The sequence below is a fragment of the Pseudomonas benzenivorans genome, from assembly GCF_033547155.1.
Lineage (GTDB): Bacteria > Pseudomonadota > Gammaproteobacteria > Pseudomonadales > Pseudomonadaceae > Aquipseudomonas > Aquipseudomonas benzenivorans_B.
Window position 1 is genome coordinate 404,196 of the sequence record NZ_CP137892.1, and the last position, 25,099, is coordinate 429,294.

Sequence of the window (25,099 nt, forward strand, 5' to 3'; positions counted from 1 at the left end):
GGGCGGCACCCTAGTGCCGGACCTGCTCCAGGCCGTTGTCCTGCAGCCACTCCAGCGCCAGCTCGCGCACCTGCTGGGCCTGGAAGGCGAGCCAGGCCTGACGCACCCGCGGCAGGGCTTCCAGCTGATAGTCGAAGGTCCGCAGCGGCTTGCGCCCGGCCAGGGCGTGGCTGAGCAGGCTGTGCGCCTGGGGATCGTGCAGGCCGTCCAGAAAGGCCTCGCGCAGGGCCAGGGCCTGGCCTAGGGGCAGGGGGTCGATGGCCAGGTAGCGGTCCGGCTGCACGTCGTACTTCTCGTCGGCCCCGGGCGGCGGATCGCCGGGGGCGACGCTCAGCACGCTGCCGTTGACCAGGTCCAGGTAGTGTTCGATCTCGGCCTGACTGAGCAGGGCCTGTTCGATGCGTGGCAGGTCTAGAGTCAAAGGGCGCATGGTGCTGGGCTCCGATGGCTGTCCTGCCCCGACAATAGCCCGGCGCACCGGGCTTGGCCATGCCGCCTGGCGGCGCCAGTCGCCGTCGGGCGCTTAGAACAGCCGAGCCAGCAGGGCGCTGACCGCGGTTTCCACGCGCAGGATGCGCTCGCCCAGCTGCACCGGCGCGAGGCCCGCGGCCTGCAGCTTCTCCACCTCGTAGGCAATCCAGCCGCCCTCCGGGCCTATGGCCAGGGTGACTGGCCCGTCGACGGCGCGCGGGCAGGCGGGGTAGGGGCCGGGATGGCCGACCAGGCCGAGGCTGCCGGCGCTCAGCTGTGGCAGGCGGTCCTCGACGAAGGGCTTGAAGCGTTTCTCGATCAGCACCTCGGGCAGCACGGTGTCGCGGGCCTGCTCCAGGCCGAGTACCAGCTGCTCGCGGATGGCCGCCGGCTCGAGGAAGGGGGTCTGCCAGAAGCTCTTCTCGACCCGGTAGCTGTTGAGCAGGATCAGCCGCGGCACGCCCATGGCGCTGACCGTCTGCAGCACGCGCCGGAGCATCTTCGGCCGTGGCAGGGCCAGCAGCAGGGTCAGCGGCAGCTTGGCCGGCGGCGGCTGATCGAGTTCGACCTGCAGTTCGGCTTCGTCGGTGCTGAGAGTGAGCAGCTGTCCGCGGCCCATCGGGCCATTCAGGCGGCCGACCCGCAGGCTGTCGCCGGCCTCGGCGCGGTGCACCTCGTGCAGGTGCTTGAGGCGCCGGCCACTGAGCACCACGCGATCGGCGGCGACGAAGTCGCCGTCTTCCAGCAGCAGCAGGTTCACGGTTGCGGCGCGGGGGGCTGGTCTTCGGATTCCGCCTCGGGTTCCGCCTCGGCGTCGTGCTCGGCGCGGCGCCGGATCAGGCTGCCGAAGAACACGCCGGACTCGAACAGCAGCCACATCGGCACGGCCAGCAGGGTCTGGGAGAAGATGTCCGGCGGGGTCAGCAGCATGCCCACGGCGAAGCAGCCGACGATGACGTAGGGACGGCTCTTGCGCAGGGTGGCGACGTCGACCAGGCCGACCCAGATCAGCAGGAAGGTCGCCACCGGGATCTCGAAGGCCACGCCGAAGGCGAAGAACAGGGTCAGGACGAAGTCCAGGTACTGGCCGATGTCGGTCATCATCGCCACCCCTTCCGGGGTGACGCTGGCGAAGAAGCCGAACATGATCGGGAACACCACGAAATAGGCGAAGGCCATGCCGCCGTAGAACAGCAGGATGCTGGAGATCAGCAGCGGCACGGCGATGCGTTTCTCGTGCTTGTACAGCCCCGGGGCGATGAAGCCCCAGATCTGGTGCAGGATGATCGGCATCGACAGGAACAGGGCGACCATCATGGTCAGCTTGAACGGGGTCAGGAAGGGCGAGGCGACCCCGGTGGCGATCATGGTCGCGCCTTCCGGCAGGTAGGCGCGCAGCGGCGCGGCGACCAGGGCGTAGATGTCCTGGGCGAAGTAGAACAGCCCGGCGAACAGCGCGAGCACCGCCACGACGCTGCGCAGCAGGCGCGTGCGCAGCTCGGTCAGGTGCGAGACCAGGGGCATTTCCTGGTCGCCTTCGGTTGGTCGGCTCATGGTTGGGCGGGCTTGTCCTGGCTGGCGTCCGGCGTGGCGGGTTCGGCGGTCTTCTCGGGCTGGGCGGTCGTGGCGGGCGACAGCAGGTCCTGCTTCATCGCCTTCATCTCCCGCTCCAGTTCGAGGATCTTCTCGTTGTGCAGCTGCCGACGGATCTCGTCTGCGCCGATTTCACGCTCGACCTCGGCCTTGATCGCGCTGAAGCTGCGCTTGATCCGGCCGATCCACAGGCCAGCCGTGCGCACGGCACCGGGCAGGCGCTCGGGGCCGAGCACCAGCAGGGCGACCAGGCCGACCAGCAGCAGTTCGGTGAAGCCGATGTCGAACATGGCGGTCGGCTCTTAGTCTTTCTTCGCCGGCTCTTCGACCTTGCGCGCCTGGGCGTCGATGGTCTGGCCCTTGTGCTCGTCCACCGCCGGCTTGTCTTCCTCGCCGTTGCCCATCGACTTGCGGAAGCCCTTGATCGCGTCGCCCAGGTCGCCGCCCAGGTTCTTCAGGCGCTTGGTGCCGAACAGCATGACCACGATCAGCAGGATGATCAGGAGTTGCCAGATGCTAATGCCACCGAATCCCATGATGCGTACTCCGTCGTAAAGGGTTGATCAGTTTTGCGGGCGCGCGGCCTTTTCCGCATGCCCGGACAGGCCGAAGCGCCGGTCCAGCTCGTCCAGCACGGCCTGGGGGTGCTGGCCGAGGGCGGCGAGCATGACCAGGCTGTGGAACCACAGGTCGGCGGTCTCGTAGATCAGCTCGCTGCAGTCGCCGCTGGCGGCGGCGTCCTTGGCGGCGAGTATGGTCTCCACCGACTCCTCGCCGACCTTCTCGAGGATCTTGTTCAGGCCCTTGTGGTACAGGCTGGCGACGTAGGAACTGTCGGCGGCGGCGCCCTTGCGCGCCTCCAGCACTTCGGCCAGGCGGCTCAGGGTGTCAGTCATGGGCATGTCCTGCGCTGTAGATGGCGTGCGGGTCTTTGCGCACCGCATCGACGGTTTTCCAGGCGCCGTCCTCGAGCACCCGGTAGAAGCAGCTCTCGCGGCCGGTGTGGCAGGCGATGCCGCCGAGCTGTTCGACCTTGAGGATGATCACGTCGGCGTCGCAGTCCAGGCGCAGCTCGTGCAGCTTCTGCACATGGCCGGACTCTTCGCCCTTGCGCCATAGCTTGCCACGCGAGCGTGACCAGTAGATGGCGCGCTGCTCGGCGGCGGTCAGGGCCAGGGCCTCGCGGTTCATCCAGGCCATCATCAGCACGCGGCCAGTCTGGTGGTCCTGGGCGATCGCCGGCACTAGGCCGTCGCTGTTCCAGTTGATCTCGTCGAGCCAATCGTTCATCGCTACTTCCGCCCGTCGCGGGCCTGTTGGGTAGAGGTCTAGTGTGCCAGCGCGGTGCGGGCCTGGCTATCGGCGCAGCACCAGGTAGAGACCGCCGGCCAGGGTGACCCAGCTGGGCCAGGCCGGCAGACTCAGGGCCAGGCCCTGGGCCGCCGCACCGGCGACCAGCAGGGCGCCGAGCAGGCGGATTGGCCACTGCTGCTTGGCGGTGGGCTCGGCCTTGGCCGTCGGTTGCTGCTGATTGAGGCGTTCCAGGGTGTCGCGGGCCATCTGCGACAGGTGCGGCACCTGCTCGACCTGCTGCTGCAGGTTGCGCAGCAGATGGCGCGGGCTGATGCGCTCGCGCATCCAGCGCTCGAGGAAGGGCTGGGCGGTACTCCACAGGTCCAGGTCCGGGTACAGCTGGCGGCCCAGGCCCTCGATGTTGAGCAGGGTCTTCTGCAGCAGCACCAGCTGCGGCTGCACCTCCATGTTGAAGCGCCGCGCGGTCTGGAACAGGCGCAGCAGCAGCTGGCCGAAGGAGATGTCCTTGAGCGGGCGCTCGAAGATCGGCTCGCACACGGTGCGGATGGCCGCCTCGAAGTCGTTGACCCGGGTCTGCGCCGGCACCCAGCCGGAGTCGATGTGCAGCTGGGCGACGCGGCGGTAGTCGCGCTTGAAGAAGGCCAGCAGGTTGCGCGCCAGGTAGTCCTGGTCCTCGGCGGTGAGGCTGCCGATGATGCCGCAGTCGATGGCGATGTACTGCGGGTTCCACGGCTGGCGGGTGCTGACGAAGATGTTGCCGGGGTGCATGTCGGCGTGGAAGAAGCTGTCGCGGAACACCTGGGTGAAGAAGATCTCCACCCCGCGTTCGGCCAGCAGCTTCATGTCGGTGCGCTGGTCGGCCAGGCTGGCCAGGTCGGTCACCGGCACGCCGTAGATGCGTTCCATCACCAGCACCTTGGGCCGGCACAGGTCCCAGTACACCTGGGGCACGTAGAGCAGCGGCGAGCCCTCGAAGTTGCGCCGCAGCTGGCTGGCGTTGGCCGCCTCGCGCAGCAGGTCGAGTTCGTCGTAGATGGTCTTCTCGTAGTCGCTCACCACCTCCACCGGGCGCAGGCGGCGGGCGTCGGGGGAGGCCTTCTCGGCCAGCCGGGCGAGGATGAACAACCAGGCCAGGTCCTGGCGGATCACCGGCTTGAGGCCCGGGCGGATCACCTTGACCACCACTTCCTCGCCGCTCTTGAGCTGCGCGGCATGCACCTGGGCGACCGAGGCCGAGGCCAGCGGCTTGGCGTCGAAGCGGGCGAACACCTCGCCGACCTTGGCCCCCAGCTGGGCCTCGATCAGCGCCAGGGAGTGGGCCGGGTCGAAGGGCGGCACCTGATCCTGCAGCCTGGCCAGCTCGTCGGCCACGTCCGGCGGCAGCAGGTCGCGGCGGGTGGACAGCAGTTGGCCGAACTTGATGAAGATCGGCCCCAGCTCCTCCAGGGCCAGGCGCAGGCGCTCGCCGCGCGACAGCTGCAGCGTGCGGCGTGGCAGCCAGTGCCAGGGCAGGGCGTAGCGCAGGGCGCGCAGCCACAGCGGCAGCGGCAGGTCGAACAGCAGGTCATCGAGCCGGTAGCGGATGACCACGCGCTGGATGCGTAGCAGACGACGGGCGGCGAGCAGCTTCATGGCGTGGGCTTATGGCGTTGGACGAGGCGCTCGATGCGCGCGTCGAGGCGGTCGAGGGCGAGCTTGAGACTATCCAGTTCGGCGAAGCGCGCATCGGCCTCGCGGCGGCCGACCAGGCTGCGCGACTCCTCGCTGAGGTAGTCGGCCAGGTTCAGGCGCAGGCTGTCGAGGCTCTGTGCGGTCCAGCCGGCGCGGCTGCGCAGGTGGCCGGCGAGCAACTGGGCGCCGACCGGGCCGAGCCAGCGGGTCAGCTCGTACTCCCAGTCCAGTTCGAGGTCCTGGAGGATGGCGGCGAGTTCCAGCAGGGCGGCGCTGTCGCCGTCCAGCTCGACCTCGGGGCTGTGCAGCACGGCGCTCTTGTCGGCGCTGCTGGCCAGGCGCAGCAGGCTGCTGGCCGGTGCCCGCAGGCGGCAGGCGATCTCCCCGGCCCAGTGTGGCGCCAGGCGCAGGCCCTGTTCGTCGGCGAGGATGAACAGTTGCAGCGCAGGCGTCCGGCAGTCGACCTCGATCACCCGGCCGCGCAGGCGCGCCAGGCGCGGCAGCGCCGTGCCGTCCATGGCCAGCACCCGGTTGAGGCCGCGCTCGACCCCGGCCAGCAGCCCGCTCAGCAGCATCAGGGCTTGATGCCGCGGTGCAGGGCGACGATGCCGCCGGTCATGTTGTGGTAGGTGACGCGCTCGAAGCCGGCCTCGGCCATCATCGCCTTGAGGCTGTCCTGATCCGGGTGCATGCGGATCGATTCGGCCAGGTAGCGGTAGCTCTCGGCGTCGTTGGTGATCAGCTTGCCCATCAGCGGCATGAAGCGGAACGAATAGGTGTCGTAGACCTTGGACAACAGCTCGCTGGACGGCTTGGAGAACTCCAGCACCAGCAGCCGACCGCCGGGCTTGAGCACCCGCAGCATGGAGCGCAGGGCGTCCTCCTTGTGGGTGACGTTGCGCAGGCCGAAGGCGATGGTCACGCAGTCGAAGTGGTTGTCCGGGAACGGCAGCTTCTCGGCGTCGGCCTGGACGAACTTGACGTTGCCGGCCACGCCGCGGTCGAGCAGGCGGTCGCGGCCGACCTTGAGCATCGACGCGTTGATGTCGGCCAGCACCACCTCGCCCTGGGGACCGACCAGGCGGGCGAACTGCTTGGTCAGGTCGCCGGTGCCGCCGGCGATGTCCAGCACCCGGTTGCCCGGGCGCACGCCCGACAGCTCGATGGTGAAGCGCTTCCACAGGCGATGCAGGCCGCCGGAGAGCAGGTCGTTCATCAGGTCGTACTTGGCGGCCACCGAGTGGAAGACTTCGGCGACCTTCTGCGCCTTCTGGCTCTCCGGAACATCCTGAAAGCCGAAGTGCGTGGTGGGTTCGCTGTCGCTGCGCTTGCGCGTGTCGGTCATGTCGCCCGTTCCTAAGCAGAGAGGCTGAATCAAAGTGGCGGCCATTCTAAACCCGCGGCCTACCTTTGTCTTGGCACGTGCGGCGCTATGGCACGCGGGGCGCCGCCGCGGGCTGTTATAGTCGCGCGACCTAAGGTCGCAGTGAGGAGACAGGCCATGACCCGAATCGATGTGGAGCGTTCCCATAACCTCGGTCGCGAGGTGGCGCGGGAGAAGGCCGAGCAGTTGGCCGAGCGCCTGGCCCGGGAGTTCGACGTGCGTTACCGCTGGAGCGGCGACACCCTGGAGTTCAAGCGCAGCGGTGCCGATGGGCGCATCGAGGTGGGCGAGGACCGGGTGCGCGTGGAGCTCAAGCTCGGCCTGCTGCTGTCGGCCATGGGCGGCAGCATCAAGCGGCAGATCGAGGAGGCGCTGGACAAGAACCTCAAGGCCTGAGGCGCGCTGCACGGATTGCGGCGGCTAGTATGCGGTTTCTAATTTTCCTCGATACCGTGCACCTAAGCCTGCATTCCGTGGGCGTTTCCTCAAATCATCGAGCCTGAGGTGCACCATGTCGAAAGTCGCGATCAAGAAAAAAACCGAAGTCGAAGCCAAAGCCGGCGTGCTGAGCGATGTCAAAGTCTACGCCCGCAAGGTCTGGCTGGCGGGCCTGGGGGCCTATGCCAAGGCCGGGCAGGAAGGCGCCGAGTATTTCAAGGAGCTGGTCAAGGCTGGCGAAGGCGTCGAGGAGCAGGGCAAGAAGCTGGTCGGCGAGCAGGTCGAGGCGGCCAACAGCCAGCTCGACGGCGTCAAGAACCGCGTCACCAGCGTCAAGGGCAAGGTCGATGTGCAGCTGGACAAGATCGAGAAGGCCTTCGACAACCGCGTAGCCGGCGCCCTCAAGCGCATCGGCATCCCGACCAAGCAAGATATCGAAGAGCTCTCTGCTAAGCTGGATGAACTGGGCGCATTGCTCGAGCATGTCGCGCGTAGCAAATAAAGGAGAGCAGGATGGCTGTTAAGAAGAAAACCGAAAAACAGACCAGTTCCTGGATCGGCGAGGTCGAGAAGTACTCGCGCCAGATCTGGTTGGCCGGCCTCGGCGCTTACTCCAAAGTCAGCAAGGACGGCACCAAGCTGTTCGACACCCTGGTCAAGGATGGCGAAAAGGCCGAGAAGCAGGCCAAGAGCGAGGTCGACAAGCAGGTCGAGTCGGTGAAGTCCACCGTCGAGTCGAAGGTCGGGACCGCCAAGTCCAAGGTCGATGTGGTCAAGGACAAGGCCATGGGCAAGTGGGGCGAGTTGGAGGAGGCGTTCGACAAGCGTCTGCACAACGCCATCTCGCGCCTGGGCGTGCCCAGCCGCAACGAGGTGGCGGCGCTCAACGACAAGGTCGAGCGCCTGACCAAGCAACTCGAAGCGCTCACCGGGGTCACCGCCAAGTCGGTCAAGCCGGCGCGCAAGGCGCCTGCGAAAGCGGCGGCCAAACCCGCCGCCAAGCCGGCCGCCAAGGCTGCGGCCAAACCGGCTGCCAAGCCGGCGAGCAAGACCGCGGCCAAGCCAGCGACGGCTAAACCCGCGGCCAAGCCTGCCGCTAAGGCCGCCGCGAAGCCTGCGCCCAAGGTAGAGGCGGCACCACTCGCCGGAGCGGCCGCCAAGGTCGCCGCCAAGCCGGCCGTAGCGAAGAAACCGGCGGTGAAGAAGACCCCGCTGGCCAAGGTGGTGGCGCCGGCCTCTTCGGAACCGGTGGCGCCCGCCGCTGCGCCGGCTCCGACGGAAACTCCGGCGCCGAGCACGCCCGCCAGCCAGTCCTGAGGCAGACGCCTGCTCTCCCGACGCCCGGCCCGTGCCGGGCGTCGGCGTTTTAGGACCTCACACCTCCAGATAGCGCCGGGCCAGCTGCTCGGCGGCGAGGCGCGATTCGGGGCTCAGGTGGGGCGCCACCAGCATCATCACCTGGTACACCACCAGGCGGCTCTCGCCCTCTGCACCGAGGATGCGCTGGTAGTCGAGGGAGAACAGCAGGGTCAGGGTGATCTGCTCGACCAGCTGGCCCAGGGCCTGGGTTTCGCTGACCAGCTGATTCTCCGCCTTCAGTCGCGCCAGCAGGGTGGCCAGGGTGCGCTTGAGCAGGTTGAGCCACTGGCGGATGCCGCGGGCCAGCTTGGGCAGGCGCCCGGCCAGGTTGGACAGGTCCTGGAACAGGAAGCGGTAGTGGGCCAGGCGTTCGACTATCAGGTGCAGGAACAACCAATAGTCCTCGGCGTCCAGGCGGGCATCGGCCGGCGGGTCGAGCAGCGGCGCCAGCTCGGCCTGGAAGCGTTCGAACAGGCCGAGGATCAACGGCTCCTTGCCATGGAAGTGGTAATACAGATTGCCCGGGCTGATGCCCAGTTCGTTGGCGATCTCCAGGGTGGAGACGTTGGGCTCGCCCTGCTGGTTGAACAGCGTCAGGGCGCATTCGAGGATGCGGTCGCGGGTCTTCATCGAGTCTTCTTGGTGGGGGCGCGTGAAGGGGCGGGATGCCGGGCCGGGGCTGCGGCCGGCCGCAGTCCGTTCGACTCAGCGCACATGCACATAGGTGCCCGGTGCGGCTTCCATGGCCGGATAGCGCGGGCTGCCCAGGGCCGAGAGGGGCTGGCGCTGTTCGCCGGAGCGCTGCTGGATCCAGGCCAGCCACTGCGGCCACCAGCTGCCCTCGTGCTTCTGCGCGTCGTGGTACCAGGCGCGCGGGTCGCCGCTGAGCTTGGGGCTCTCCAGGAAGCTGGCCTTGGGATTGCCCGGCGGGTTGAGGATGCTCTGGATGTGGCCGCTGTTGGACAGGATGAAGCGCCGGCTGCCGCCGAGCAGCAGGGCCGAGCGGTAGACCGAGTCCCAGGGGGTGATGTGGTCGTTGATGCCGGCCACGCTGAAGCTGTCGAGGCTGACCTTCTGCAGGTCGATCGGCGTGCCGCAGACCTCCAGGCCGCCCGGGTGGGTCAGCGGGTTGTACTTGAAGAAGTCCAGCAGGTCGCCGTGCAGGGCCGCGGGCAGGCGGGTGCAGTCGTTGTTCCAGTAGAGGATGTCGAAGGCCGGTGGTTGCTTGCCGAGCAGGTAGTTGTTGACCCAGTAGTTCCAGATCAGGTCGTTGGGCCGCATCCAGGCGAACACCCGGGCCATGTCGCGGCCATCGAGCACGCCGCGCTGGTAGGAGCGGCGCTTGGCGGCCTCGAGCGTCTGCTCGTCGGCGAAGAGCATGGCCGGACTGTCGATCTGACTGTCGAGCAGGCTGACCATGTAGGTGGCGCTGGCCACCTTGCGCAGTTGCCGCTTGGCCTGCAGATGACCCTGCAGGGCGGCGATGGTCAGGCCGCCGGCGCAGGCGCCGAGCAGGTTGACATCCTTGCTGGCGGTGATCGCCCGGCAGGCGTCCATGGCTTCTTCCAGGGCCTGCACATAGCTCGACAGGCCCCACTCGCGGTGCCGGGCATCGGGGTTGCGCCAGCTGACGATGAAGCACTGCAGGCCGTTCTTCAGGGTGTACTGGACGAAGCTCTTGTCGTTGGACAGGTCGAATATGTAGTACTTGTTGATCTGCGGCGGCACGATCAGCAGCGGGCGCTGGTACTGCTTCTCGCTCATCGGCTGGTACTGGATCAGCTCCAGCAGCTCGTTGCGAAACACCACGGCGCCCGGGGTGGCGGCCAGGTTGTGGCCGACCTCGAAGGCCTGCTTGCTCACCTGACTGGGCAGGCCGTCGTTGTGCAGCAGGTCGTCGAGCAGCTGGCCCAGGCCCTTGAACAGGCTGGCGCCGCCGCTGTTGAGCAGCTCCTTGACGGCCAGGGGATTGAGCGGGGAGTTGGAGGGCGCCAGGGCATCGCCGAGCAGGGTGGTGACGAAGCGGGCGCGGGCGCGGTCGTCGGCCGGCAGGCTGCTTTCGTCGATCCAGCTGCCCAGCTGCTTCTGCCAGGACAGGTAGGCCTGCAGGCCGCGCCGGTAGAAGGGGTTGAGCTGCCAGGTGGGATCGGCGAAGCGCGCATCCTGCGGGTTGACCTTGTGCAGGGTATCGCCGAGCAGCACCCGGCCCAGCTGGCCGCCCAGGGCCAGGGCGTGGCGGGCGCTGTGCACCGGCTGCTTGATGCCCTGCAGGGCCAGGGTGCGCAGGGTGGACAGCAGGTCGCGGCCACGCAGGCCGACCACGGCGTTCTGCGCATTCATGAAGGTGGCGGGTAGGGGCAGGGCGCCGGTACTGGGCTTATCTCGCATGGGCAACACTCCGTCGTCAATCCGTTGAGATTCGAGGTCTGCAGGTAGCAGCAAGGCTTGTACCAAGGCGCAGGCGCGATCGCGGTGCTGCGCGCTGCGCCCATGTTCTTAGCCCCTGCCCGGCCCTGGGTCAAGTCTGCGGGGGGAGCACCAAGGTGGTGCAGAGGGGCGCGTCAGCCTCAGTGGCCGCGGGTGACGCTCGGCTGCGGGTGCATCACCGCGCGTTGGCGCTCCTCGGCGAGGAATTTCATGATGATCGGCGCCACCGCCTCGGCGCGGGTCACCAGGAACAGGTGGCCGTCGTCGATCACGTGCAGGTCGGCATTGGGAATGCGCCAGGCCAGCAGGCGCATGTTGATCAGCGGAATCAGCGGGTCGTCGTCGCCGGCCAGCACCAGGGTGGGCTGACGGATCTTGTGCAGCCAGTGGATGCTGGTCCAGCCGAGGCCGGCGAACAGCTGCCAGTAGTAGCCCATCTTGCCGCCCGAGCGCACCTTGCTGGCGTGGGCCAGGGCCAGTTTGGGGTCGCGGCGGAAGGCTCCGCCGTAGATGTCCGGGGCGATCTGCACGCCGTAGGAGGGCTGGATATAGCGGCGCGGGCTGGCCATGCGCCACAGCACCCTGGGCTTGCCCGGGACCATCACCGCGCCGGCCGAGGTGGCGGCCAGCACCAGCTTCTTGCAGCGCTCCGGGTAGTCGTGGGCGAATTGCTGGGCCAGGGCGCCGCCCCAGGACACGCCGATGGCGTTGACCTGACCGTAGTCCAGGTAGTCGAGCATGCGCGCCGCCAGCTTGGCCAGGCCGGGGAAACGATAGGGCGTGCTGGGCGTCGAGGAGCCGCCGACGCCGGGCACGTCGAAGGCGATCACCTCCAGGTCCGGGTCCAGCGCCCGGACGAAGGGCATGACCAGCTCGAGGTTGGCGCCGATGCCGTTGAAGATCAGCAGCGGAGCCATCTGGCCGTTGCCGGGGCGGACCGCGGTGCGGATGCTCTGGCCATCGAGCTCGATGGTGCGAAAGACGAAGGGTAACGACATGCGCAGGAGCCCTATTGGTTAAACCGCTGGGGCGGGCCATCCGGGCCCCTCCAGATCCGCCAGGGCGACGCCTGGTTCGTTGCCCGCGCCGCGATGGCCGGGTGGTCGAGCGGCACCTCCTGGTGCCGCGGGCAGTGCTGCGCAGAGCGCAGTCGATCAGCGTTCGTGGACATAGGTGCCGGGTGCGGCCTCGGCCGGCGGGTGAGCCCTGTTGCCCAGCTTGCTCGGTGCCTTCTTGGTCTCGCCCGAACGCTCGGCCAGCCATTTCTGCCAATGCAGCCACCAGGAGTCGGTGTGCTTGGTCGAACCGTCCTGCCAGGCCTTCGGGTCCAGTGGCATCTCGCTGTTGGTCATGTAGCGCGCCTTGGGGTTGCCCGGCGGGTTGAGGATGCTCTGGATGTGGCCGCTGTTGGACAGCACGAACTCGCATTTGCCGCCGAACAGGTGCGCCGATTTGTAGCACGACTCCCAGGGGGTGATGTGGTCGGTGGTGCCGGCCACGCAGTAGAAGTCGCAGGTCACCTGCTTGAGGTCGATCGGCGTGCCGCAGACTTCCAGTGCCCCGCTGCGGGTCAGCGGATTGGTCTTGAACATCTCGATGAACTCGCCGTGCAGGGCGGCGGGCAGGCGGGTGGTGTCGTTGTTCCAGTAGAGGATGTCGAACACCGGCGGCTCGTTGCCGAGCAGGTAGTTGTTGACCCAGTAGTTCCAGATCAGGTCGTTGGGGCGCATCCAGGCGAACACCTTGGCCATGTCGCTGCCTTCCAGCACGCCGGCCTGGTAGGAACGGCGCTTGGCAGCCTCCAGGGTCGTCTCGTCGGCGAACAGCGCGACCTGGGTGTCCAGCTGGGTGTCGAGCACGCTGACCAGCAGGGTCAGGGCATGCACCTTGGGGTCGCCGAGGGCGGCGTAGTGGCCCAGCAGCGAGGCGGTGGTGAGGCCGCCGGAGCAGGCGCCGAGCATGTTGATGTCCGCGCTGCCGGTGATCGCGCTGACCACCTCGATGGCTTCCTTCAGCGCTTCGATGTAGCTGGACAGGCCCCATTCGCGCTGGGCCTTGGTCGGGTTGCGCCAGCTGATCACGAAGGTCTGCACGCCGTTGCGCAGCAGGAAGCGCGCCAGGCTCTTCTCCGGCGACAGGTCGAACACGTAGAACTTGTTGATCTGCGGCGGCACCACCAGCAGCGGGCGGCTGTGCACCTGCTCGGTGATCGGCCGGTACTGGATCAGTTCCAGCACCTCGTTGCGAAAGACCACCGAGCCTTCGGTGGTGGCCAGGTTCTGGCCGACCTCGAAGGCATCCATGTTGACCTGGCTGGGCATGCCGCCGTTGTTGATCAGGTCCTTGGCCAGGTGGCTGAGGCCGTCCAGCAGGCTCTTGCCGCCGGTCTCGAAGAAACGCTTGACCGCGGCCGGGTTGGCCATGCTGTTGCTCGGGGCCATAGCCTCGGTCATCAGATTGATGACGAAGTGACTGCGGCTGACGTCCTGCTCCGACAGGTCGCTGAACTCGACCCAGTCGTGCAGTTCCTTGCGCCAGGCCAGGTAGGTCTGCAGGTAGCGCCGGTACAGCGGGTTCTGGCTCCAGGCCGGGTCGGCGAAGCGGCGGTCGCCGGTTTCGGGGGTCAGTTCGGACTGACCGAGCAGGACATTCTTCAGCTCCACGCCGAAGTGGGCCACGTGCTTGGCGCTGTGCAGGGGTTGCTTGATGGCCTGGGTGAGCACGGTGCGGGCCGAGCTCAGCAGGTCCTTGCCGCGAATGCCGATGACCGGATTGAGGCCGAGGGTATTCTCGGAGGCTTGGTTCTTCAGGTCATCACTGGGTTTATCTGTCATCAACGACGCTCCATTGTCCTGAGGCGAATACCGGCGAACTGCTGTGCACGGAGACACGGGGCCGAAGGGCCGGGCATCGCTCGGGTTACCGAAGGCGGATTATTCCGCGACTTTCTTGCAGTTGTCCGTTGGACAAATGCAGGGAACCTGCCAGGTCCCTGGTTACCCGAGTTTGTCAGTTTGCGCAAGCTGGCGGCGATACGGGCCGAATGCGCAGGAAGTATGCCGGGAAGGATTAGAAAATGCGCTCTAACCGGGCGGGCAGGACGGGACGCCGCCGGGGTGGCCGGCGGGCTGGAGACAGGGGGAGGGATGGGGCGGTATGGGCGCGGGGCCGGCCCGCACCCGATTAGAGCATCAGCTTGACCACGGACTCGTTCGGGTCGCGGGACTGGCCGGCTGCGGCGAGTGCGGCCAGGTATTCGGCCCAGAGTTCGTCCTGGCGGGTGGCCAGCTCGTACAGGTAGGCCCAGGTGAACAGGCCGCTGTCATGGCCGTCGTCGAAGCACAGCTTCAGGGCGTAGTTGCCCGCCGGCTCGATGCTGCTCAGGCCGACATGCAGCTTGCCGGTCTGCAGTATGGGTTTGCCGTGGCCCTGGACCTCGGCCGAGGGCGAGTGCACGCGGAGGAACTCGGCGGGCAGGCTGTAGCGCTGCTCGCCGTATGTCAGGGTCAGGGTCTTGGAGGCTTTGTGCAGCTCAATGGCGCTGGGAATCGGGCTCATGGTCTTCGCCTGGGACGCCGCCCGGAGTGCTCCGGGCGGCTTGGGTGGCTGGTCTAGAGAATATAACGCGACAGGTCTTCGTCTTCCGCCAGTTCGCCGAGGTGGCCGTTGACGTAGGCCGCGTCGATGCGAATCGGCGCGTCCTCGTGCTTGGACGCCAGGTCGCCGGCGCTGAACGACACCTCCTCGAGCAGGCGTTCGAGCAGGGTGTGCAGGCGCCGCGCGCCGATGTTCTCGGTCTTCTCGTTGACCTGCCAGGCGATCTCGGCGAGGCGCTTGATGCCGTCGGCGGCGAACTCGATGTTCAGGCCCTCGGTATTGAGCAGCGCGGCGTACTGCTCGGTCAGCGAGGCGTGGGGCTCGGTGAGGATGCGTTCGAAGTCCTCGGGGCTGAGGGCCTTGAGCTCGACGCGGATCGGCAGGCGGCCCTGCAGTTCGGGCACCAGGTCGCTGGGCTTGCTCAGGTGGAAGGCGCCGGAGGCGATGAACAGGATGTGGTCGGTCTTGATCATGCCCAGCTTGGTGTTGACCGTGCAGCCCTCGATCAGCGGCAGCAGGTCGCGCTGCACGCCCTCGCGGGAGACGTCGGCGCCGCCGGTGTTGCCGCGCTTGGCGACCTTGTCGATCTCGTCGATGAAGACGATGCCGTTCTGCTCCACCGCCTCCAGGGCGCGGGCCTTGAGTTCCTCTTCGTTGACCAGGCGCGCGGCTTCCTCGTCGCGCACCAGCTTGAGGGCCTCCTTGACCTTGAGCTTGCGGCTCTTCTTCTTGCCCTTGCCGAGGCCCGCGAACAGGTTCTGCAGCTGGCTGGTCATCTCCTCCATGCCCGGCGGGGTCATGATCTCGATGCCGGTGGCGGCCTCGGCCACCTCGATCTCGATGTCCTTGTCGTCCAGCAGACCCTCGCGCAGGCGCTTGCGGAACAGCTGGCGGGTGTTGGAGTCGCCGCTGGGCACCGGGTCCTCGTTGAAGCCGGTGCGCGCCGGTGGCAGCAGGGCATCGAGGATGCGCTCCTCGGCGGCGTCCTCGGCGCGGTGGCGGACCTTGGTCATCTCCTGCTCGCGCAGCATCTTCACCGCCGCGTCGGCCAGGTCGCGGATGATCGACTCGACATCGCGGCCGACGTAGCCGACCTCGGTGAACTTGGTCGCCTCGACCTTGATGAAGGGCGCGTTGGCCAGGCGCGCCAGGCGCCGGGCGATCTCGGTCTTGCCGACGCCGGTCGGGCCGATCATCAGGATGTTCTTGGGCGTTACTTCGGCGCGCAGCTCGGCCGGCAGCTGCATGCGCCGCCAGCGGTTGCGCAGGGCGATGGCCACGGCGCGTTTGGCATCGTCCTGGCCGACGATATGGCGGCTGAGCTCGTGGACGATCTCGCGAGGGGTCATGGACATGATTCGGCTCCTGAACGGACGGCGGCTCAGACGGCCGAGTCCAGTTCCTCGATGGTCAGATTCTGGTTGGTGAACACGCAGATGGACCCGGCGATGTTCAGCGCGGTCTCGGCGACCTCGCGGGCGCTCATTTCCTGGGTGTGCTGCAGCAGGGCCAGGGCGGCGGCCTGGGCGTAGCCGCCGCCGGAGCCCATGGCGATCAGGCCGTGCTCGGGTTCGACCACGTCGCCGTTGCCGGTGATGATCAACGAGGCGTCCTTGTTGGCGACCGCCAGCATGGCTTCCAGGCGGCTCAGGGAGCGGTCGGTGCGCCAGTCCTTGGCCAGTTCGACGGCGGCGCGCACCAAGTGGCCCTGGTGCTTCTCCAGCTTGCCCTCGAAGCGTTCGAACAGGGTGAAGGCATCCGCGGTGGCGCCGGCGAAGCCGGCCAGCACCTGGCCGTGGTAGAGGCGCCGAACCTTCTTGGCGTTGCCTTTCATCACGGTGTTGCCGAGGGACACCTGGCCGTCGCCGCCCATGACGACTTTGCCGTGGCGGCGCACTGAAACGATGGTGGTCAAGGGGAGAGTCTCCACGCAGCGGGGCGAAAATGCCCAATGCAGACTCAGATGGGGGGGCGTGCGGCGCTTTTCAACCGACGCCGGACGATTCTCGGCCGAACGGCGCTCGCCCATCTGTAACAGTGGATTGCCGCGCGCCGCCGGTGCGGCGCACGGCTCAGCGGCTCTGCCGCTGCTGCAGGAGCAGGTTGCTGAAGCCGTTGGCCGCCAGGGTCTTCTGCGACTGGGCCAGTTGCTGGCGATCGGCGAAGGGGCCGATCAGCACCCGGTGCCAGACCTCCTCGCGCACCGTGCCGGACTCCACGCGCACGTTCTGGCCGAGGAGGATGATCTGCGCGCGCAGGCTTTCCGCATCGTCCTTGCGGCGGAACGAGCCGGCCTGGAGGAAGAGCTGGGTGGTGACCGGCGCCTTGGCCACCACCGGCGGCGGGGGCGGCACCTCGCCCTTGAGCGCCGCCTCGGCGCGGGCCGCGTCGATCTTCGCCGCTTCCTCGGCGCTCACCGGCTTCTGCTCGACCGTTGCCGGCGGCTGTTCCAGGGCCTGGGGCGGCACTATGACCTCGGACTCCGGCAGCAGGGTGTAGAAGTCGTATTTGGGCTTGGCTGGCTCGGGCGTGCTCGGCTTGGCGGTCGGCTTGGCGTTGCGCGCCTGTTCGGCCTTGTCGCGCTTGATCTCGTCGCGGCCGGGCTCGAGGCTGAACAGGAAGGTCATGAAGCCGCCGATGGCCAGGCCACAGGCCAGCCAGATCCAGGCCGGCACCGGCTTCTTCGCCGGGGCCTTGTAGCGGCTGGCGCCGCGCTTGGCGGCCGGCTTCTTGCGCGCGGCCACCTTACATGCGCTCCAGGGTTTCCAGGCCGAGCAGCTGCAGGCCCTGCTGCAGGGTGCGGCCGGTCAGCGCCGCCAGGCGCAGGCGGCTCTGCTGGGTGGCCTGGTCCGCGGCGGCGAGGATCGGGCAGTTCTCGTAGAAGCTGGAGAACAGCCCGGCCAGGTCGTACAGGTAGGTGCACAGCAGGTGCGGCGTGCCCTTGTCGGCGACATTGTTCAGTACCTCGGCGAACTGCGCCAGCTTGGCGGCCAGGGCCTGTTCCTGCTCGGCGTCCAGGCTGATCTGGCCGTCGATCTCGGTCACCGCCTTGCCCAGCTTGCGGAACACGCTGGCCACGCGGGTGTAGGCATACAGCAGGTAGGGCGCGGTGTTGCCCTCGAAGCTGAGCATCTGCTCGAAGTTGAAGCTGTAGTCGCTGGTGCGGTGCTTGGAGAGGTCGGCGTACTTCACCGCGCCGATGCCCACCGCGCGGGCGATCTGCCGCAGTTCGGTTTCGGCAAGCGTGGGGTTCTTGCCCTTGACCAGGGCGTAGGCGCGCTCCTCGGCCTCGTCGAGCAGGTCGATCAGCTTCACCGTGCCGCCGTCGCGGGTCTTGAACGGGCGGCCGTCGGCGCCGTTCATGGTGCCGAAGCCCATGTGCTCCAGCTGCATGGCCGCGGGCACGAAGCCGGCGCGGCGCGCCACCTCGAAGACCATCTGGAAGTGCAGGGCCTGGCGCTGGTCGACGAAGTACAGGGCGCGGTCGGCCTGCAGCACCTGGCTGCGGAAGCGCATGGCGGCCAGGTCGGTGGTCGAGTAGAGGTAGCCGCCGCCGGCCTTCTGCACGATCACCGGCAGCGGGTTGCCCTCGGCGTTCTTGAACTCCTCGAGGAACACGCACTGGGCACCGTTGTCCTCGGTCAGCAGGCCCTGGTCGCGCAGCGCCGCGACTATCCCCGGCAGCTCGGCGTTGTAGGCGCTCTCGCCCTTGACGTCGGCCGGGCTGAGCTTGACGCCGAGGCGGTCGTAGACCTTCTGGCAGTGCGACAGGGAGATGTCGTTGAAGCGCTGCCACAGGTCCAGGCAACGGGCGTCGCCGGCCTGCAGTTGGACCACCAGCTGGCGGGCGCGGTCGGCGAACTCGGGCGACTCGTCGAAGCGCTTCTTCGCCGCGCGGTAGAACACCTCCAGGTCGGCCAGCTCGCTCTCGGCGGCGGCCGGTTGTTCTTCCAGGTAGGCCAGCAGCATGCCGAACTGGGTGCCCCAGTCGCCGACGTGGTTCTGCCGGATCACCTCGTCGCCGAGGAACTCCAGGACCCGCGCGACGCCGTCGCCGATGATGGTCGAGCGCAGGTGGCCGACGTGCATCTCCTTGGCCAGGTTCGGCGAGGACAGGTCGATCACCACCCGCTGTGGCGCGCCGGCCTTGCGCACGCCGAGGCGCTCGTCGGCCAGGGCCGCGTCCAGGCGCTCGGCCAGGGCGTCGCTGTTCTGGAAGAAGTTGAGGAAACCCGGGCCGGCGATGTCCACCTTGCTGATCTGCGGGTCGGCCGGCAGCGCGGCGATCAGCTTCTCGGCCAGCTCGCGGGGCTTCATGGCGGCCGGCTTGGCCAGCATCAGGGCGATGTTACTGGCGAAGTCGCCGTGACTCTTGTCCTTGGTGTTCTCCACCTGGATCGCCGGGCTCAGGCCCTCGGGCAGCACGCCTTCGGTGGTCAGGCGGGTCAGGGCTTGCTGGATCAGGTGGCGAATGCTGTCTTTCATGGTCTGCTCGTCCGGCCGCGTGGCGCGGCGGCGCCCGGGGGCGCTGGTTGAAAACAGCACATTATCCGTGGCCCATCCAGGCTTGCCAACCGCTGTCGTCGGCGATCAGAACAGATCGATCGGGTCGACATCCAGCGACCAGCGCACCGTGCGGCCGCCGGGCATCCGCTCCAGGGCCGCCAGCCAGACGTGCAGCAGACGGTGCAGCGGCGCCCGGGCGCCGCTCTGCAGCAGCAGCTGGGCGCGGTAGCGGCCGGCGCGGCGCTCCATCGGCGCCGGTACCGGGCCGAGCAGTTCGATGCCCTCGAGTTGCAGTTCGTTCAGCAGCAACTCGGCCTCGCTGCAGGCCTCGTCGAGAAAACCCTCGGCCTGACCCGGCTTGTGCGCCTCGGCGCGCAGCAGGGCCAGGTGGCAGAAGGGCGGCAGGCCGGCGCCACGGCGCTCGCCCAGGGCCTGCTCGGCGAAGGCGAAGTAGCCCTGCTCGGTCAGCTGTACCAGCAGGGGGTGGTCGGCCAGGTGGCTCTGGATGATCACCCGGCCGGGCTCCTCGGCGCGGCCGGCACGGCCGGCGACCTGGACGATCAGCTGGGCCATGCGCTCGCTGGCGCGGAAGTCTGCGGAGAACAGGCCGCCGTCGGCATCGAGGATGGCCACCAGGGTGACCCGGGGGAAGTGATGGCCCTTGGCGAGCATCTGGGTGCCGACCAGAATGCACGGCTCGCCGCGCTGGACGCGCTCGAACAGGCCGTGCATCGCATCCTTGCGCGCCGTGCTGTCGCGGTCGACACGCAGCACCGGGGTCTGGGGGAACAGGGTCGCCAGGCGTTCCTCGGCGCGCTCGGTGCCGGCCCCGACCGGGCGCAGGTCGAGTCTCTGGCACTTGGGGCAGTGGCTGGGCCGGCGCTGCGTGTGACCGCAGTGGTGGCAGCGCAGCTCGTTGGAGCGCTGGTGCACGGTCATGCGGGCGTCGCAGCGCGGGCACTCCGACAGCCAGCCGCAGTCGTGGCACAGCAGGGTCGGGGCGAAGCCCCGGCGGTTGAGGAACACCAGCACCTGCTGGCCGGCTTCCAGGGTCTGGCGGATGGCCTGCTGCAGCGGCCCGGAGATGCCGGAGTCGAGCGGCAGGCTCTTCACGTCCAGGCGCAGGAAGCGCGGCGGCTGGGCGCCGCCGGCGCGTCGCTCCAGGCACAGCAGGCGGTAGCGGCCGCTGTGGGCATTGTGCAGGCTTTCCAGCGAGGGCGTGGCCGAGCCGAGCAGGATCGGCACGCTCTCCTGGCGGGCGCGCACCAGGGCCAGGTCGCGGGCGTGGTAGCGCAGGCCCTCCTGCTGTTTATAGGAGGCGTCGTGTTCCTCGTCGATGATGATCAGCCCCGGGCGCCGCATCGGGGTGAACAGCGCCGAGCGGGTGCCGATGATGATGTCGGCCTCGCCGTCGCGCGCCGCCAGCCAGGCGTCCAGGCGCTCGCGGTCGTTCACCGCCGAGTGCAGCAGGGCGATGCGGGCGTTGAAGCGCCGTTCGAAGCGCGCCAGGGTCTGCGGCCCCAGGTTGATCTCGGGGATCAGCACCAGGGCCTGCTTGCCGGCCTCCAGGGTGGCGCGGATCAGTTGCAGGTAGACCTCGGTCTTGCCGCTGCCGGTCACCCCCGCCAGGAGGAAGGCGCCGAAGCGGCCGAAACCCTCGCGCACCGCGCGCTCCGCGATCTGCTGCTCGGCGTTCAGCGCCAGCTCCGGCTGGGCCAGCCAGCTGCCGTGGCGCTCCCTGGCGGCGTGGCGGCGCACCTCGATGCGCACCAGGCCCTTGTCCCGCAACAGCTCCAGGCTGTCCTTGTTCAGCTGCAGCTGGCCGAGCAGTTGGTGGGGCACGCCGTGGGGGTGCTGGGCGATGGTCTTGAGTGCCTCGCGCTGGCGCGGGGCCCGGGCCAGGCGCGGGTCGTCCATGCGGGCACCGTCGTTGAGCAACCAGAAGCGCTCCTGGCGCGCCTCGGCGGGCTCGCCCTGGCGTAACAGCACCGGCAGGGCCCAGCTGAGGGTGTCGCCGAGGCTGTGCTGGTAGTACTGGGCCGTCCACAGGCACAGCTTGAATAGCGCCGGCGGCAGCGGAGGCTGGCTGTCGAGCAGTTCCAGGGCGGGCTTGAGCTTGTCCGCCGGCACCTCGCTGCTGTCGCCGATCTCGATGAGGATACCGATCAGCTCGCGGCGGCCGAAGGGTACGCGCAGGCGCATGCCCGGCTGCAGGGCGCTGCGCGGCACGCCGGGCGGGGCGCGGTAGTCGAACAGGCGGCGCAGCGGTGAGGGCAGGGCGAGACGCAGGATGGCGGCGGGCACGCAGAGGCTCCAGGCAAGGTCGCGGCGATCTTAGCATGGCCCCCCCCGCGACAGCCGGCAGGGGCGGCGGCTTGCAACGGGTTGCCGGTCTGGTATGATCCGCGGCCTATTTCCGTGCGGTATCCGACAATAGTGTCGGGTGGCGGCACGACAGCCCCGAGGAATCCACCATGAAAGCCGATATCCACCCGACTTACGAAGCCATCACCGCCACCTGCAGCTGCGGCAACGTGATCGAGACCCGCTCCACCCTGGGCAAGCCGCTGAGCCTGGACGTGTGCAACGAGTGCCACCCGTTCTACACCGGCAAGCAGAAGATGCTGGATACCGGCGGCCGCGTCGATCGCTTCAAGCAGCGTTTCGGCATGTTCGGTTCTGCCAAGTAAGCAGCCGACTCGCCGGAAACAGCCCGATGGCTTGTTCCGCGCTACTGAGAAAGGCGTCCCTAGTGGGCGCCTTTTTCGTTTCCGCGTTTTACCTGGCGCCGGCGCTGGCCTTGTGCCCGCCGTCGGGGCCGCTGCAGAGCGTGCAGGTGCAGCGGGTGGTGGACGGCGACACCCTGCGTCTGGCCGACGGGCGCAGCGTGCGCCTGATCGGTCTGAACAGTCCGGAACTGGGGCGCGATGGCCGCTCCGCCGAGCCCTACGCCGAGGCGGCGAGGCGCCGTCTCGATGAGCTGGTGAGCGCCAGCGGGCGGCGTATCGGTCTGCAGCTCGGGCGCGAGGCCAGGGATCGCTACGGCCGTACCCTGGCCCACGGTTTCGATGCACGGGGACGCAATCTCGAGGCGCAGCTGTTGGCCGAGGGGCTCGGCTACCTGGTGGCCATCGCCCCCAACCTGGCCTTGCTCGACTGCCAGCGGGCGGCCGAGCAGCAGGCGCGGCAGGCGCATGCCGGTTTGTGGCGCCAGCCGCCGCTGCGTTCGCCGCAGCAGCTGAGCCGCGGCGGCTTCGCCCTGGTCCGGGGCCGGGTCGAACGGGTCGAGCGCAATGGCGGCGGCGTCTGGCTGGAGCTCGACGGCCCGCTGGTGCTGCAGGTGGCGCCCAAGGCCCTGGCGCACTTCGATGTGCAGCGCTTGCAGCGCCTGGCCGGCATGCGGGTCGAGGCCCGCGGCTGGGTGGTTGACCGCTCGCGGCGCGGCGGCGTAAAACCGGGGAAGGCCCGTTGGCTGTTGCCGTTGAGCCATGAGGCGATGCTGGAGGTGCTGCGATGAGTATGCGTTGTGCGCTGCTGTTATTGGGGGGGCTGCTGCTCGCCGGTTGCGCGCTGAACCCGGCGACCGGGCGCAACGATTTCGTGATGATGAGCGAGCGCCAGGAGCTGGAGCTGGGCCAGCGCTACAACCAGGAGATCCTCAAGCAGTACCCGCGTTATGCCGACGAGAAACTGCAGGCCTATGTGCAGCAGGTCGGCGAGCGGGTCGCCCGGCACAGTCATCGCAGCCAGCTCAACTACCAGTTCACCGTGGTGGACAGTCCCGATATCAATGCCTTCGCCCTGCCCGGCGGCTACATCTATATCCACCGTGGCCTGCTGGCCTACCTCAATTCCGAAGCCGAGCTGGCGGCCGTGCTCGGCCACGAAGTGGGGCACGTCACTGCGCGCCACAGCGTGCAGCAGCAGAGCCAGTCGAGCGCCTGGAACATCCTCGGCCAGGCGGTGGCTATCGGCACGGGTATCGGCGCCGCCGCCGACCTGACCAATGTGCTGGGCGGCGCCTTCGTCCGTGGCTACGGCCGCGACATGGAGCTGGAGGCGGATGGCCTGGGGGCGCAGTATCTGGCGCGCAGCGGCTACGACCCGCAGGCGATGATCGAGGTGGTCAAGGTGCTCAAGGCGCAGGAGGACTTCGCCCGCGACCAGGCGGCCCGGCGTGGCCAGACGCGGCAGAGCAGCGGCTATCACGGGCTGTTCGATACCCATCCGGATAACGACCGGCGCCTGCAGCAGGTGCTGGGGCCGGCGCGGGCACTGGCGAGCGGCAGTCAGGTGGTCAAGCGCGAGGCCTTTCTCGAGCATCTGGAGGGGTTGCCGTTCGGCGACTCGGCGGCCACCGGTGTGCGCCGGGGCCAGCGCTTCTATCATGGCGAGCTGGATTTCACCCTGGGCGTCCCCGACGGCTGGACCCTCAACAATCGCCCGGACGCGCTGATCGGCCTCGCCGGCGATGGGCAGGCAGTCATCGCCCTGACCCTGGTGGACAACCCCAAGGGCCTCGGTGCCGCGCAGTTGCTGCGCGAGCGGGCCGGCACTCAGCGCCTGGTGGCGCAGCAGGCTTTGCAGCAGGCCGGCTTGCAGGGCCATAGCGCGATCATTCCCGGCAGTGCCCCGCGGCGTGTGGCGGTACTGCTGCACGGGGGGCGTGCCTATCTGTTCGTCGCCGCGGTGCGCGGTGAGGCTTCGCTGCAAAGCCGCGATAGCCAGTTTCTCGAGGTGATCGGCAGCTTCCGACCCTTGGCCGCCGCCGAGCGCAAGCTGGCCGAACCGCTGCGCCTGCGGGTGGTGCGGGCCCGGGCGGGGCAAAGCCTGGCCGCCCTGGCCAAGCAAAGCCGGTTGCCGGGCGATGCCGAGGCGAGCCTGCGCCTGCTCAACAATCTCTATCCGGTGGGCGAGCCGCGACCCGGCGATCGGCTCAAGATCGTGCGCTAGGTCAGCCGTTGTCGGGCTGACCTGCCGGTCTTGTGCCGTTGTATACAAGTTGCGTATCCTCGCACGCCTGCCTGTTCAACAGCCAAAAAGCGGAAATGCCACTATGTCTGATCTGAAAACCGCCGCTCTCGAGTATCACGCGCAACCCCGCCCCGGGAAACTGAGTGTCGAGCTGACCAAGCCCACTGCAACCGCCCGCGACCTGTCGTTGGCCTACAGCCCGGGCGTCGCCGAACCGGTGCGTGAGATCGCTCGCGACCCCGAGCTGGCCTACCGCTACACCGGCAAGGGCAACCTGGTGGCTGTCATTTCCGACGGTACCGCGATCCTCGGCCTGGGCGACCTCGGCCCGCTGGCCTCCAAGCCGGTCATGGAAGGCAAGGGCGTGCTGTTCAAGCGCTTCGCCGGGATCGACGTGTTCGACATCGAGGTCGACTCGGAAAGCCCGCAGGCCTTCATCGACACGGTCAAGCGCATTTCCATCACCTTCGGCGGCATCAACCTGGAAGACATCAAGGCGCCCGAGTGCTTCGAGATCGAGCGCGCGCTGATCGAGCAGTGCGACATTCCGGTATTCCACGATGACCAGCACGGCACCGCGATCGTCACCGCTGCCGGCATGCTCAATGCCCTGGAAATCGCCGGCAAGAACCTCGAGACGGCGAAGATCGTCTGCCTCGGTGCCGGCGCCGCGGCGGTGTCCTGCATGAAGCTGCTGGTGAGCATGGGCGCCCAGGTCGAGAACATCTACATGATCGACCGCAAGGGCGTGATCCATGCCGGCCGCGACGATCTGAACCAGTACAAGGCGGTGTTCGCCACCGAAACCGAGAAACGCACCCTGGCCGATGCCCTCGAGGGTGCGGACGTGTTCGTCGGCCTGTCCGGCGCCAACCTGCTGAGCCAGGAAGACCTCCAGCGCATGGCGGCCAACCCCATCGTGTTCGCCTGCTCCAACCCGGACCCGGAAATCAAGCCGGAGCTGGCCCATGAGGTGCGCAGCGACGTGATCATGGCCACTGGTCGTTCGGACTACCCGAACCAGGTCAACAACGTGTTGGGCTTCCCCTTCATCTTCCGCGGCGCCCTGGACGTGCGCGCCACCCGCATCAATGAGGAAATGAAGATCGCCGCCGCCCTGGCCCTGCGCGACCTGGCCAAGCTGCCGGTGCCGCAGGAAGTCTGCGACGCCTACGGCGGTATCAAGCTGGAGTTCGGCCGCGAGTACATCATTCCGAAGCCGATGGACCCGCGCCTGATCACCCTGGTGTGCGACGCCGTGGCCAAGGCCGCCATCGAGACTGGCGTGGCGACCCAGCCCTACCCGAAGCACTATCCGCTGAAGTCGGTGGATGAGGTGTTCAACGGCTAAGGCCGTCCCATTAA

27 protein-coding genes are annotated in these 25,099 nt (G+C 68.1%); 7 read left to right on the top strand and 20 right to left on the bottom strand.

Going from position 1 to position 25,099, the window contains the following annotated elements; translation table 11 throughout:
• Window positions 1-10: 10 nt before the first annotated feature.
• From SBP02_RS01940 to ubiE, 10 genes are all read right to left on the bottom strand, one after another.
• Window positions 11-430: a UPF0158 family protein gene (locus tag SBP02_RS01940; protein WP_318644739.1), complete on the bottom strand. Its 420-nt coding sequence runs from the start codon at window positions 428-430 to the stop codon at window positions 11-13.
• A 93-nt stretch (window positions 431-523) separates the two neighbouring features.
• Complete coding sequence (locus SBP02_RS01945; RefSeq protein WP_318644740.1) at window positions 524-1,231, bottom strand: 16S rRNA (uracil(1498)-N(3))-methyltransferase; 708 nt, start codon at window positions 1,229-1,231, stop codon at window positions 524-526.
• Window positions 1,228-2,025, bottom strand: coding sequence for a twin-arginine translocase subunit TatC (tatC, locus tag SBP02_RS01950; RefSeq protein WP_318644741.1), 798 nt, complete (start codon window positions 2,023-2,025; stop codon window positions 1,228-1,230). The genes SBP02_RS01945 and tatC overlap by 4 nt, the downstream gene beginning before the upstream one ends.
• Window positions 2,022-2,354 (bottom strand): Sec-independent protein translocase protein TatB, encoded by a 333-nt coding sequence (gene tatB / locus SBP02_RS01955; protein WP_318644742.1) that lies wholly within the window; start codon window positions 2,352-2,354, stop codon window positions 2,022-2,024. The genes tatC and tatB overlap by 4 nt, the downstream gene beginning before the upstream one ends.
• Before the next feature lie 12 nt (window positions 2,355-2,366).
• On the bottom strand, window positions 2,367-2,600 hold the full coding sequence (gene tatA / locus SBP02_RS01960) for a twin-arginine translocase TatA/TatE family subunit (RefSeq protein ID WP_213639640.1): 234 nt from the start codon (window positions 2,598-2,600) through the stop codon (window positions 2,367-2,369).
• A 27-nt stretch (window positions 2,601-2,627) separates the two neighbouring features.
• The gene (locus tag SBP02_RS01965; protein WP_213639639.1) at window positions 2,628-2,960 is read right to left on the bottom strand and encodes a phosphoribosyl-ATP diphosphatase; all 333 of its coding nucleotides are present in this window, start codon (window positions 2,958-2,960) and stop codon (window positions 2,628-2,630) included.
• Window positions 2,953-3,354 (bottom strand): phosphoribosyl-AMP cyclohydrolase, encoded by a 402-nt coding sequence (gene hisI, locus SBP02_RS01970; RefSeq protein WP_318644743.1) that lies wholly within the window; start codon window positions 3,352-3,354, stop codon window positions 2,953-2,955. Before hisI ends, SBP02_RS01965 begins: the two co-directional genes overlap by 8 nt.
• 66 nt (window positions 3,355-3,420) lie before the next feature.
• Window positions 3,421-5,010, bottom strand: coding sequence for a ubiquinone biosynthesis regulatory protein kinase UbiB (gene ubiB, locus SBP02_RS01975; protein WP_318644744.1), 1,590 nt, complete (start codon window positions 5,008-5,010; stop codon window positions 3,421-3,423).
• Window positions 5,007-5,624 carry a ubiquinone biosynthesis accessory factor UbiJ gene (locus SBP02_RS01980; RefSeq protein WP_318644745.1) on the bottom strand — a complete coding sequence of 206 codons (618 nt, stop codon included), beginning with the start codon at window positions 5,622-5,624 and terminating at the stop codon, window positions 5,007-5,009. Before SBP02_RS01980 ends, ubiB begins: the two co-directional genes overlap by 4 nt.
• Window positions 5,624-6,394, bottom strand: coding sequence for a bifunctional demethylmenaquinone methyltransferase/2-methoxy-6-polyprenyl-1,4-benzoquinol methylase UbiE (gene ubiE / locus SBP02_RS01985; protein ID WP_318644746.1), 771 nt, complete (start codon window positions 6,392-6,394; stop codon window positions 5,624-5,626). Before ubiE ends, SBP02_RS01980 begins: the two co-directional genes overlap by 1 nt.
• 156 nt (window positions 6,395-6,550) lie before the next feature.
• Here ubiE and SBP02_RS01990 point away from each other — a divergent pair, with 156 nt between their 5' ends.
• The 3 genes from SBP02_RS01990 (at window position 6,551) to SBP02_RS02000 (ending at window position 8,188) form a co-directional block, all read left to right on the top strand.
• On the top strand, window positions 6,551-6,829 hold the full coding sequence (locus tag SBP02_RS01990; RefSeq protein ID WP_318644747.1) for a polyhydroxyalkanoic acid system family protein: 279 nt from the start codon (window positions 6,551-6,553) through the stop codon (window positions 6,827-6,829).
• A gap of 115 nt (window positions 6,830-6,944) precedes the next feature.
• Complete coding sequence (locus tag SBP02_RS01995; protein ID WP_318644748.1) at window positions 6,945-7,373, top strand: phasin family protein; 429 nt, start codon at window positions 6,945-6,947, stop codon at window positions 7,371-7,373.
• An 11-nt stretch (window positions 7,374-7,384) separates the two neighbouring features.
• On the top strand, window positions 7,385-8,188 hold the full coding sequence (locus tag SBP02_RS02000; protein ID WP_318644749.1) for a phasin family protein: 804 nt from the start codon (window positions 7,385-7,387) through the stop codon (window positions 8,186-8,188).
• 57 nt (window positions 8,189-8,245) lie between these two features.
• On the opposite strand, the gene SBP02_RS02005 is transcribed toward SBP02_RS02000, so the two are convergent.
• From SBP02_RS02005 to SBP02_RS02050, 10 genes are all read right to left on the bottom strand, one after another.
• Entirely contained in the window at window positions 8,246-8,860 is a 615-nt protein-coding gene (locus SBP02_RS02005) for a TetR/AcrR family transcriptional regulator (protein ID WP_318644750.1), read from the bottom strand.
• Between the two features lie 75 nt (window positions 8,861-8,935).
• Window positions 8,936-10,618 (bottom strand): class II poly(R)-hydroxyalkanoic acid synthase, encoded by a 1,683-nt coding sequence (phaC, locus tag SBP02_RS02010; protein ID WP_318644751.1) that lies wholly within the window; start codon window positions 10,616-10,618, stop codon window positions 8,936-8,938.
• A gap of 179 nt (window positions 10,619-10,797) precedes the next feature.
• Complete coding sequence (phaZ, locus tag SBP02_RS02015; protein WP_318644752.1) at window positions 10,798-11,655, bottom strand: poly(3-hydroxyalkanoate) depolymerase; 858 nt, start codon at window positions 11,653-11,655, stop codon at window positions 10,798-10,800.
• Between the two features lie 156 nt (window positions 11,656-11,811).
• Entirely contained in the window at window positions 11,812-13,491 is a 1,680-nt protein-coding gene (gene phaC / locus SBP02_RS02020; RefSeq protein WP_318644753.1) for a class II poly(R)-hydroxyalkanoic acid synthase, read from the bottom strand.
• 349 nt (window positions 13,492-13,840) lie between these two features.
• The gene (locus SBP02_RS02025; RefSeq protein ID WP_318644754.1) at window positions 13,841-14,215 is read right to left on the bottom strand and encodes a DUF971 domain-containing protein; all 375 of its coding nucleotides are present in this window, start codon (window positions 14,213-14,215) and stop codon (window positions 13,841-13,843) included.
• Between the two features lie 53 nt (window positions 14,216-14,268).
• Window positions 14,269-15,609 carry an ATP-dependent protease ATPase subunit HslU gene (hslU, locus tag SBP02_RS02030; RefSeq protein ID WP_318644755.1) on the bottom strand — a complete coding sequence of 447 codons (1,341 nt, stop codon included), beginning with the start codon at window positions 15,607-15,609 and terminating at the stop codon, window positions 14,269-14,271.
• A gap of 26 nt (window positions 15,610-15,635) precedes the next feature.
• Window positions 15,636-16,169, bottom strand: a complete 534-nt coding sequence (gene hslV, locus SBP02_RS02035; RefSeq protein ID WP_318644756.1) for an ATP-dependent protease subunit HslV — start codon at window positions 16,167-16,169, stop codon at window positions 15,636-15,638.
• A 157-nt stretch (window positions 16,170-16,326) separates the two neighbouring features.
• A complete protein-coding gene (locus SBP02_RS02040) occupies window positions 16,327-16,998 on the bottom strand; it encodes an SPOR domain-containing protein (protein WP_318644757.1) in 672 nt (223 codons plus the stop codon).
• 1 nt (window position 16,999) lies between these two features.
• A complete protein-coding gene (gene argS / locus SBP02_RS02045) occupies window positions 17,000-18,739 on the bottom strand; it encodes an arginine--tRNA ligase (protein WP_318644758.1) in 1,740 nt (579 codons plus the stop codon).
• A 105-nt stretch (window positions 18,740-18,844) separates the two neighbouring features.
• Window positions 18,845-21,064, bottom strand: coding sequence for a primosomal protein N' (locus SBP02_RS02050; protein WP_318644759.1), 2,220 nt, complete (start codon window positions 21,062-21,064; stop codon window positions 18,845-18,847).
• Between the two features lie 170 nt (window positions 21,065-21,234).
• Here SBP02_RS02050 and rpmE point away from each other — a divergent pair, with 170 nt between their 5' ends.
• The 4 genes from rpmE (at window position 21,235) to SBP02_RS02070 (ending at window position 25,085) form a co-directional block, all read left to right on the top strand.
• Window positions 21,235-21,450: a 50S ribosomal protein L31 gene (gene rpmE, locus SBP02_RS02055; protein ID WP_318644760.1), complete on the top strand. Its 216-nt coding sequence runs from the start codon at window positions 21,235-21,237 to the stop codon at window positions 21,448-21,450.
• A 26-nt stretch (window positions 21,451-21,476) separates the two neighbouring features.
• Window positions 21,477-22,277, top strand: a complete 801-nt coding sequence (locus tag SBP02_RS02060; RefSeq protein ID WP_318644761.1) for a thermonuclease family protein — start codon at window positions 21,477-21,479, stop codon at window positions 22,275-22,277.
• A gap of 2 nt (window positions 22,278-22,279) precedes the next feature.
• Window positions 22,280-23,713, top strand: a complete 1,434-nt coding sequence (locus tag SBP02_RS02065; protein ID WP_318646284.1) for a M48 family metalloprotease — start codon at window positions 22,280-22,282, stop codon at window positions 23,711-23,713.
• Between the two features lie 103 nt (window positions 23,714-23,816).
• Window positions 23,817-25,085 carry a malic enzyme-like NAD(P)-binding protein gene (locus SBP02_RS02070; RefSeq protein ID WP_318644762.1) on the top strand — a complete coding sequence of 423 codons (1,269 nt, stop codon included), beginning with the start codon at window positions 23,817-23,819 and terminating at the stop codon, window positions 25,083-25,085.
• Window positions 25,086-25,099: the final 14 nt, after the last annotated feature.

Coding starts and splice junctions, on each gene's coding strand:
- phaZ (WP_318644752.1), bottom strand. CDS start 11,655: ATGTCGTTACCCTTCGTCTTTCGCACCATCGAGCTCGATGGCCAGAGC.
- hisI (WP_318644743.1), bottom strand. CDS start 3,354: ATGAACGATTGGCTCGACGAGATCAACTGGAACAGCGACGGCCTAGTG.
- tatC (WP_318644741.1), bottom strand. CDS start 2,025: ATGAGCCGACCAACCGAAGGCGACCAGGAAATGCCCCTGGTCTCGCAC.
- phaC (WP_318644751.1), bottom strand. CDS start 10,618: ATGCGAGATAAGCCCAGTACCGGCGCCCTGCCCCTACCCGCCACCTTC.
- argS (WP_318644758.1), bottom strand. CDS start 18,739: ATGAAAGACAGCATTCGCCACCTGATCCAGCAAGCCCTGACCCGCCTG.
- ubiE (WP_318644746.1), bottom strand. CDS start 6,394: ATGACCGACACGCGCAAGCGCAGCGACAGCGAACCCACCACGCACTTC.
- SBP02_RS01990 (WP_318644747.1), top strand. CDS start 6,551: ATGACCCGAATCGATGTGGAGCGTTCCCATAACCTCGGTCGCGAGGTG.
- SBP02_RS01995 (WP_318644748.1), top strand. CDS start 6,945: ATGTCGAAAGTCGCGATCAAGAAAAAAACCGAAGTCGAAGCCAAAGCC.
- ubiB (WP_318644744.1), bottom strand. CDS start 5,010: ATGAAGCTGCTCGCCGCCCGTCGTCTGCTACGCATCCAGCGCGTGGTC.
- rpmE (WP_318644760.1), top strand. CDS start 21,235: ATGAAAGCCGATATCCACCCGACTTACGAAGCCATCACCGCCACCTGC.
- SBP02_RS02065 (WP_318646284.1), top strand. CDS start 22,280: ATGCGTTGTGCGCTGCTGTTATTGGGGGGGCTGCTGCTCGCCGGTTGC.
- tatB (WP_318644742.1), bottom strand. CDS start 2,354: ATGTTCGACATCGGCTTCACCGAACTGCTGCTGGTCGGCCTGGTCGCC.
- SBP02_RS02025 (WP_318644754.1), bottom strand. CDS start 14,215: ATGAGCCCGATTCCCAGCGCCATTGAGCTGCACAAAGCCTCCAAGACC.
- SBP02_RS02070 (WP_318644762.1), top strand. CDS start 23,817: ATGTCTGATCTGAAAACCGCCGCTCTCGAGTATCACGCGCAACCCCGC.
- SBP02_RS01980 (WP_318644745.1), bottom strand. CDS start 5,624: ATGCTGCTGAGCGGGCTGCTGGCCGGGGTCGAGCGCGGCCTCAACCGG.
- SBP02_RS02005 (WP_318644750.1), bottom strand. CDS start 8,860: ATGAAGACCCGCGACCGCATCCTCGAATGCGCCCTGACGCTGTTCAAC.
- SBP02_RS02060 (WP_318644761.1), top strand. CDS start 21,477: ATGGCTTGTTCCGCGCTACTGAGAAAGGCGTCCCTAGTGGGCGCCTTT.
- tatA (WP_213639640.1), bottom strand. CDS start 2,600: ATGGGATTCGGTGGCATTAGCATCTGGCAACTCCTGATCATCCTGCTG.
- phaC (WP_318644753.1), bottom strand. CDS start 13,491: ATGACAGATAAACCCAGTGATGACCTGAAGAACCAAGCCTCCGAGAAT.
- SBP02_RS02000 (WP_318644749.1), top strand. CDS start 7,385: ATGGCTGTTAAGAAGAAAACCGAAAAACAGACCAGTTCCTGGATCGGC.
- SBP02_RS01965 (WP_213639639.1), bottom strand. CDS start 2,960: ATGACTGACACCCTGAGCCGCCTGGCCGAAGTGCTGGAGGCGCGCAAG.
- hslU (WP_318644755.1), bottom strand. CDS start 15,609: ATGTCCATGACCCCTCGCGAGATCGTCCACGAGCTCAGCCGCCATATC.
- SBP02_RS01940 (WP_318644739.1), bottom strand. CDS start 430: ATGCGCCCTTTGACTCTAGACCTGCCACGCATCGAACAGGCCCTGCTC.